This is a genomic window from Deltaproteobacteria bacterium (genome assembly GCA_016234845.1).
In the GTDB taxonomy this organism is placed as follows: Bacteria; Desulfobacterota; Deferrimicrobia; order Deferrimicrobiales; family Deferrimicrobiaceae; genus JACRNP01.
Genome location: JACRNP010000127.1, coordinates 1 through 8,152 on the forward strand (window position 1 = coordinate 1; position 8,152 = coordinate 8,152).

Consider the following 8,152-nt stretch of genomic DNA (forward strand, 5'->3'; position numbering starts at 1 on the left):
CAAGGAGAAGATAGCGTCGATCCACCACAGGGACCGGATCCGCTCGATCGTCCCGTACCTGCTGACCACGGCGGACGCTTCCGGCAAGAACCTCGTCTGGATGGGCATTCCCTCCGCCGAAATGGCGGACGCCCGGCCGTGGTGGAAGATCGACGGTTCCCCGATCCGGAAGCGGGGAGAAGTGCTCCTCGGCGCCGATGCCGCCGCGGTTCTCGACAAAGGGCCCGGTGGAATCGTGACGACAGGGAACCGGCTGTTCCACGTCGTGGGGGTGCTCCGTTCCACGGGAGAGAAGGAAGACGGGATGATCATCGCCGACATCGCGGACGTGCAGGCGCTGTCGAAGGTTCCCGGGGGGGTGACCTTCTTCGAGGTCGCGGCGCTGTGCAAGGATTGCCCCGTGGAGGACATCGTCGCGCAGATCGGCCAGGCCCTGCCGGGCGCGAGGGTGTCGGCCATCCGGCAGGTGGTCGAGAGCCGAAAGGCCGCGGTCGACCAGCTCCGGCGCCTCGGGTTCGGCGTCTCCGCGATCGTCCTCCTGATCGGGGGGCTCATGGTGCTGGTGACGGTGATGGGCGGGGTGCAGGAGCGGACGGGCGAGATCGGCGTCCTTCGGGCGGTGGGGTTCCGCCGCCGTGCGATCCTCTCCCTGCTGTTCTGGGAAACCGGCTGGGTGTCGCTCTTCTCCTCCGTCCTCGGGGCGGGGGCCGGCATCGCGGCGGCGTACGCGGCCTCCCCCGCGTTCGGGATCGAGCACCCGGCGGTCGTCCTCGCCCCGGCGGCGTACGGCGCCGTCGCCGGGCTGGTCCTGGGGCTGATCGGCGCCGTCCCGCCTGCGCGCCGGGCGGCTGCCCTTTCGCCGACGGAGGCGATCCGCACGCTATGACGGAAAACGCGCGAAATACGGGCACTGGAGAAACGATGGAACCGATCATTCGGCTTACGGACGTATCGATGGTCTACGGGGTGAACGGCACCCGGGCGACGGCGCTGGCCGGAGTCTCCTTCGAAGTCCGGCCGGGGGAATACGTGGTCATCACGGGGGAGTCGGGCGCCGGGAAGAGCACGCTGCTCACGGTCCTCGGCGGCCTGCAGCTCCCCACGGGCGGGACGGTGCGGGTCGGGGGCGCGGATCTCTCCCGCCTCGCCGCGGACGCCCTCGCCGACTTCCGCCGGGAGACGATCGGGTTCGTCTTCCAGGCGTACCACCTCCTTCCGTACCTGACCGCGCGGGAGAACGTGATGGTTCCCATGTCGCCCGATCGGACCGCGCCGAGAGAGAAGGGGGCGCGGGCCGACGCGCTGCTTGCGGCCGTGGGGCTCTCGGGGAAGGAGGACCGCCTCCCGTCGCAGCTCTCCGGGGGGGAGTGCCAGCGGGTGGCCATCGCCCGGGCGCTGTCCCACGATCCTCCCGTCCTTCTGGCGGACGAGCCGACGGGGAACCTCGACAGCGCGACGGGGGAGCAGATCCTCGACCTGTTCTCGGAACTCTCGGGCCGGGGGAAGACGGTGCTCATGGTCACGCACAACAAGGCGATCCTCGACCGCGCGTCGCGCTCCATCCGGCTTCGCGACGGGTACGTCGAGGAGGACCGCGTCCTGTTCGCGGCGCCGCGGCTCGCGCCGGGCGGGAACAGGGAAGGGAGGGGGCGATGAGCGGGGAAGACGGTCTGCAGGGCGTGCCGGGAAAGCCGGCGGAAAATGCCGTCCCGGCGCCGGTCCGGGCGGGAGCTTCCTGGAGGGCGTGGGTGGTGGCCATCGTCGTGGCCGTCGTGCTGTCCGTCACGGCGACGCTCATGCTGGGCGGCTCCGGCGCGTTCCGGCAGGATTCGGCGGGATCGGGGGCCGGATCGGGCGGATGCGGCGGCGCCTGTTGTCCGCCCGGAGGGAAATGATCCGGAGGGAAACCTTTCGGAATGGTTGCCGTTAGCGATCGACCGCTTTAGTTGGATCGGGAGAAAGTTTGGATGTATACAGTACGTGACATGGCGCGACGAGGACGGATTTTCCCGAAAGGAAACGCCGGAATGGACGGAAACGCAAAGCGCGAGGGCCGGTCCCCGGCGAGATGGAGCTTTAAAATCCTCCTCCTGGCGGCTATGGCTGCTGCGTCGAACGTACCGGCTCCGCTGTTCGCGGCGGAAACCGTACGCCCGGTGAATTACTACGTGGATGCGGCTCTGGCGAACTACCCGTCGCTGGCGTCGATGCGGCAGCGGATCACGATGAAGCGGAACGAGGCGATCCGCGCGGGGGCGCTGGACGATCCGAAGGGGTGGGTCGCGATCACCAACGTGCCGATCCGGACCCTGTCGTTCCGCGAAGAGGAGATGACGGGGAAGGAGATCGGCTTCTCCCAGATGATTCCATACCCGGGGAAGCGGGAACACGCGGTCCGGATCGTCGGGAAGGAGGCGGAGCAGGCGGAATACGATCTGGCGGAGATGCGGAACATGCTCCGCGCGGATGTCAAGATGGCGTACGCGGAGCTGTCCACTTCCCGCGCGCAGACGGAAGTGGTGCGGCAGGTTCGCTCCGTCCTCGATCAGATCGTGCAGGTGTCCACGGAGATGTTCTCGGTAGGGAAGGGGAGGCAACCGGACGTCCTGCGGGGGCAGGTGGAGTTCCAGAAGATGCGGGAGATGCTCCTGATGCTGGAGAATCGGGAGAAGGTCCTCTCGATCCGCCTCAACACCCTCGCGGCGCTCCCGCCGGACGAACCGGTTCCGGCGCTGGACAACCTCGCGGAGCTCTCCCTGGACTACAACCCTTCCGATCTTCGCGCGATCTACGCCGCGGAACGGCCTGCGCGGCAGGCGATCCAGGCCCGGATCGAAAAGGGGAAACTGGCGGTCGTCCACGCGGAGCACGAGTACAAGCCCGATTTCGAGGTCTCAACCTCCTACATGCAGCGGGACAAGATGCCCGACGGGACGAAGCGTCCCGACATGTTCTCCGCGATGGTGTCCATGACGCTCCCCGTCTGGAAGAAGGAGAAGATCGAGCCGGGGATCCGCGCCATGGCGGCCGAGCGGGACATGGCGGTCCGGGACGGGGAAACGCTGGACGCCGAGGCGGCCAACGCGATCGGCGGCTCGCTGGCGTCCATGGAGAATTTCGCGGCGGTGGCGAAGCTGTACCGGACGACGCTGATCCCCCAGGCGGAGCAGTCGGTCCGGTCCAACCTCGAAGCGTACCAGGTGGGGAAGATCGACTTCCCGATGCTCATGGATTCCCTGATGGCGACGCTCAATTATCGCAAGGAGTACCTGGGGATGGTCGGCGAGCTGCACATGACGAAAGCGCGGCTGGAGGCGGCGGTGGGCAGGGAACTCTATGGAGGGGGACGATGAGCGACGAAAAGAAGGAAGGGATCCCGCAGGAAACCGGGGAGAGCCCGGCGGACGGAGCTTCGACCGGCGCACCGGGGTCCGGGGGTGGGAGGAAGTCCCGGTTCTTCCCCGTCCTCTCCGCCGTGCTGGCGCTCCTTCTCGCCGGGGTCGTCGCGTTCTACAACGTCCCGGCTTTCCACGCCCTCCTCCATCCCCACCCGGAGGGGGACAACACCGCGAAGGCCGCCGACAAGTACACGTGCGGCATGCACCCGTTCATCATCTCGGACAAGCCGGGAACCTGCCCGATCTGCGGGATGGCGTTGACGAAAATCGAGGGGACGCAGGCTCCCGGCGGGCCGGCCGCCGCCGCGCCGTCCGGCGGACCCCGGAAGATCCTCTTCTACCGCAACCCGATGAACCCGAACGTCACGTCGAAGACGCCGGCCAAGGACGAGATGGGGATGGATTACGTCCCCGTGTACGAGGACGAGACGAAGGGGGGCGGAGGGGGCGGAAACCTCCCCGAAGGGTACGCCGCCGTCCAGGTGGGGATGGAACGGGTGCGGGTGTCCGGAATACAGACCGTGGCCGCGGCGCGCGAGGCGATCAGCCACCCGGTCCGCGCCGTGGGGGTGGTCGTGGCCGACGAGACGCGCGTCCGGCGCGTCCAGGCGAAGATCGAGGGGTGGATCGAGAAGCTCCACACGAATTTCACCGGGCAGCTCGTGACGAAGGGTGAACCGCTCCTCGAAATCTACTCTCCGGACCTCGTGGCGGCGCAGCGGGAATACCTGTTGTCCAGGACGGGAGCGGACCGGATGAAGGAGAGCCCGTACGGGGACGCCCGGGAGATGTCTTCGGGTCTTGCCCAGGCGGCCCGGACCCGACTCAAGCTGTTCGACGTGCCGGACGGCTTCATCGAGGAACTGGAGCGGACGGGGAACGTGCGGCGCACCGTGACGCTGAATGCGCCGGTGTCGGGCCACGTGACGGGGAAGGAGATCTTCGAGGGGTCGCGCGTCATGCCGGGGATGGACCTGCTCACCGTGACCGACCTCTCCCGCGTCTGGATCGACGCCGACCTCTACGAATACGAGGCGCAGTCGGTGCGCGTGGGGCAATCGGCCCTCCTCGAAACGGCGGCCGACCCGGGAACGAAGCGAAAAGGGCGGGTCGCCTTCATTTATCCCACGTTTTCGCCCGAGACCCGGACGCTCAAGGTGCGGTTCGAGTTCCCCAATCCCGGCCTCCGTCTCAAGCCGCAGATGTACGCCAACGTCTCGCTCGACCTCCACAGCGTGACCGGCGTCGTCATCCCCGACTCGGCGCTGATCGAGACCGGCGTCCGCCAGATCGCGTTCGTGGACCTGGGCGACGGAAATTTCGAGCCGCGCGAAGTGAAGGTGGGCGTCCGGGGGAACGGGAAGGCGCAGGTGCTCTCCGGCGTGAAGGCGGGCGAGAAGGTCGCGGTGGGCGCCAACTTCCTGCTCGACTCCGAGTCGAAGCTGCGGGCGGCGCTCACGAAGATGACCGGCGGCCCGTCCGCGCCCTCGCAGCCGCAGCCGCAATCGACACCGCAACCGCCGCCGCAGGGTCAGGGGGGGCACGCCGGACACGGAGGAGGTCGATGAACCTCCACGGCGCGGGTTCGCCCGGCGAGCCCGTGAAGGAAACCGTCATCCAGCGCATCATCGGGTTCTGCGCGGAGAACCGCTACCTGACGCTGTTGGGGGTCGCGGTGCTGTGCGTGCTCGCCGTCTACACCTTCCGGGAAATCCGTCTCGACGCGCTTCCGGACCTGTCCGACACGCAGGTCATCGTCTACTCGAAATGGGACCGGTCTCCCGACATCATCGAGGACCAGGTGACGTACCCGATCGTGGCGGCGCTGCTCGGCGCCCCGAACGTCAAGGCGATCCGCGGTTTCTCCGACTTCGGCTTCTCGTACGTGTACGTGATCTTCCAGGACGGCACCGACATCTACTGGGCCCGCTCCCGCGTGCTGGAGTACCTGTCCAAGATCCAGTCGCGGCTCCCCAAGGGGGTGCAGACCGAGCTGGGCCCCGACGCCACGGGCGTGGGGTGGATCTACCAGTACGCGCTGGTCGACAGATCCGGCACGCATTCGCTCGACCAGCTCCGCTCGTACCAGGACTGGACGCTGCGGTACGCCCTCCAGTCGGTTCCCGGCGTGTCGGAAGTCGCGTCGATCGGCGGCTTCCAGAAGCAGTACCAGGTTACGGTCGACCCGAACAAGCTGGCGTCCTACGGCATTTCGCTCATGATGGTCGCCGATGCCATCCGGATGTCCAACAACGAGGTGGGCGGACGCCTCATCGAGTTCGCGGGCGCCGAATACATGGTCCGGGGGCGCGGCTACACGAAGAAGCCGTCCGACCTCGAAAACGTGGTGGTGAAGACGGGGGCCGGCGGCGCTCCCGTCCTGCTGAAGGACATCGGCCGCGTGGCGTTCGGCCCCGAGATCCGGCGCGGCGTCTCGGACCTCGACGGGCTCGGGGACCACGTGGGCGGGATCGTCGTGATGCGTCACGGCGAGAACGCCTTGAACGTCATCGAGGGGGTCAAGGCGCGGATGAAGGAGTTGGGGCCCTCGCTGCCGAAGGGGGTCGAATTCGTCCCGACGTACGACCGGTCCGACCTGATCCGACGGGCGATCGACACGCTCAAGCACGAGCTCATCCTGGAAATGATCATCGTCGCGATGGTGATCCTCGTTTTCCTGTGGCACGCCCCGTCCGCGCTGGTGCCGATCATCACGATTCCCGTCTCGGTGCTGCTGTCGTTCATCCCCCTCTACTACATGGGGGTGACGGTCAACATCATGAGCATCGCCGGCATCGCCATCTCGATCGGCGTTCTGGTCGACGGGGCGATCGTCGAGGTGGAAAACGCCTACAACAAGATCCACCACTGGGACGTCGGCGGGCGGAAGGGGGATTTCCACTCGATTCGGCTCGAAGCGCTGAAGGAGGTCGGCCCCTCGGTCTTCTTCTCGCTGCTCGTCATCGCCGTGGCGTTCCTCCCCGTGTTCACGCTGGTCGACCAGGAAGGGCGGCTGTTCAAGCCGCTGGCGTATTCGAAGAACCTGGCGATGGCGCTGGCGGCGCTCCTCGCGATCACGCTCAACCCGGCGCAGCGGATGATGTTCGCCCGGATCGACCCGTACGTCTTCAGGCCGAAGTTCCTCGCGAAGCTGGCCACGCACGCCTTCGTCGGCAGATATTATTCCGAGGAACGGCACCCGATCAGCCGCAGGCTGTTCCGCATCTACGAGCCGGCGTGCCGCTACGTGCTGCGCCGCCCGAAAACGGTCATCGCCGCCTCGCTGGCGCTGTTGCTGGCGAGCATCCCCGTCTACATGAAGCTCGGCAGCGAATTCATGCCGCCGCTGAACGAAGGCACCATGCTGTACATGCCGACGACGCTGCCCGGGCTGTCCGTCGCGCAGGCGCAGGACCTGATGATCCGCATGGACAAGCTGCTGAAAAGCTTTCCCGAGGTCGAGCGCGTCTTCGGCAAGGCGGGACGCGCCGACACGTCCACCGACCCGGCCCCGTTCTCGATGATGGAAACCACGGTGGTGCTGAAGGATCCGTCGCAGTGGAGCCCGAAGGAGCGCTGGTACTCGAATTGGGCGCCCGATTTCCTGAAGCCCGTTTTCCGCCCCATCTGGCCCGACCGCATCTCGTGGGACGAGCTCGTGGCCAAAATGGACGCCGTCGTCCGCTTTCCCGGCGTCACCAACGCGTGGACGATGCCGATCAAGGCGCGCATCGACATGCTGACGACCGGCGTCCGCACGCCGGTCGGCATCAAGGTGTACGGCAGCGACCTCGCGGAAATCCAGCGGATCGGGGAGCACCTGGAGCATGTCATGAAGGATATTCCAGGCACCCGCAGCGTGTTCGCCGAGCGCGTGACCGGCGGCTACTTCATCGACATCGAGCCGAAACGCGACCAGCTCGCCCGGTACGGCCTCACGGTCGAGAAGCTGCAGGACGTGATCATGAGCGCCGTCGGAGGCGAGAACATCACCACGACGATCGAGGGGAGGGAGCGGTATCCCGTGAATCTGCGCTACCCGAGGGAGCTGCGGGAGGATCTCGACCGGCTGGGGCGGGTGCTGGTCCCGGTCGGGATGGGGGCGCAGGTCCCCATCGCCCAGCTCGCCGACGTCAGGATGCTGCAGGGGCCGGCGATGATCCGCGACGAGAACGGCTTCCTGGCCGGCTACGTCTACGTCGATATCGCCGGACGCGACGTGGGAAGTTACGTCGAGGAGGCGAAGAAGATCGTCGCATCGAAAATCTCGCTCAAGCCGGGCTACGTGCTCCAGTGGAGCGGCCAGTACGAGAACATGATCCGCGTCCGCGAGCGGCTCAAGATGGTCATCCCGGTGACGCTGGTGCTGATCTTCGTCCTTCTCTACATGAACACTCGGAGCGCGTTCAAGGCGTCGGTCGTCATGCTCGCCGTGCCGTTCTCGGCCATCGGCGCGATCTGGCTCTTCTACATCCTCGGCTACAACGTCTCCATCGCCGCCTGGGTCGGGATGATCGCGCTCATGGGGCTGGACGCGGAGACCGGGGTGTTCATGATGCTGTTCCTGGATCTTTCCTACGACGACGCGAAGAAGAAGGGTCTGCTGCGGAGCCTCGCGGAGCTCGACGAGGCCATCATCCACGGCGCCGTGAAGCGGGTCCGTCCCAAGATGATGACGGTGGCCGCGGCGTTCATGGGGCTGCTGCCGATCATGTGGTCCACCTCCGCCGGTTCCGACGTCATGAAGCGGATCG

The 8,152-nt window shown here is 66.9% G+C and carries 6 protein-coding genes; all 6 read left to right on the top strand.

Features of this window, described 5'->3' with window-relative positions; genetic code table 11:
* Positions 1 to 886, top strand: an 886-nt coding sequence (locus HZB86_09175) for an ABC transporter permease (GenBank protein ID MBI5905703.1), incomplete at its 5' end; no start/stop codon positions are given.
* Positions 887 to 921: 35 nt separating this feature from the next.
* Positions 922 to 1,656: an ABC transporter ATP-binding protein gene (locus HZB86_09180; GenBank protein MBI5905704.1), complete on the top strand. Its 735-nt coding sequence runs from the start codon at positions 922 to 924 to the stop codon at positions 1,654 to 1,656.
* Positions 1,653 to 1,895 (top strand): hypothetical protein, encoded by a 243-nt coding sequence (locus HZB86_09185; GenBank protein ID MBI5905705.1) that lies wholly within the window; start codon positions 1,653 to 1,655, stop codon positions 1,893 to 1,895. The genes HZB86_09180 and HZB86_09185 overlap by 4 nt, the downstream gene beginning before the upstream one ends.
* Before the next feature lie 261 nt (positions 1,896 to 2,156).
* Positions 2,157 to 3,353 (top strand): TolC family protein, encoded by a 1,197-nt coding sequence (locus tag HZB86_09190; protein MBI5905706.1) that lies wholly within the window; start codon positions 2,157 to 2,159, stop codon positions 3,351 to 3,353.
* Positions 3,350 to 4,966, top strand: coding sequence for an efflux RND transporter periplasmic adaptor subunit (locus tag HZB86_09195; GenBank protein MBI5905707.1), 1,617 nt, complete (start codon positions 3,350 to 3,352; stop codon positions 4,964 to 4,966). The genes HZB86_09190 and HZB86_09195 overlap by 4 nt, the downstream gene beginning before the upstream one ends.
* Positions 4,963 to 8,152, top strand: a 3,190-nt coding sequence (locus tag HZB86_09200) for an efflux RND transporter permease subunit (protein MBI5905708.1), incomplete at its 3' end; no start/stop codon positions are given. The genes HZB86_09195 and HZB86_09200, both read left to right, overlap by 4 nt.

Bases quoted from the DNA above. Each gene is read 5' to 3' on its own strand.
- HZB86_09180 (MBI5905704.1), top strand. From the start codon at position 922: ATGGAACCGATCATTCGGCTTACGGACGTATCGATGGTCTACGGGGTG.
- HZB86_09185 (MBI5905705.1), top strand. From the start codon at position 1,653: ATGAGCGGGGAAGACGGTCTGCAGGGCGTGCCGGGAAAGCCGGCGGAA.
- HZB86_09195 (MBI5905707.1), top strand. From the start codon at position 3,350: ATGAGCGACGAAAAGAAGGAAGGGATCCCGCAGGAAACCGGGGAGAGC.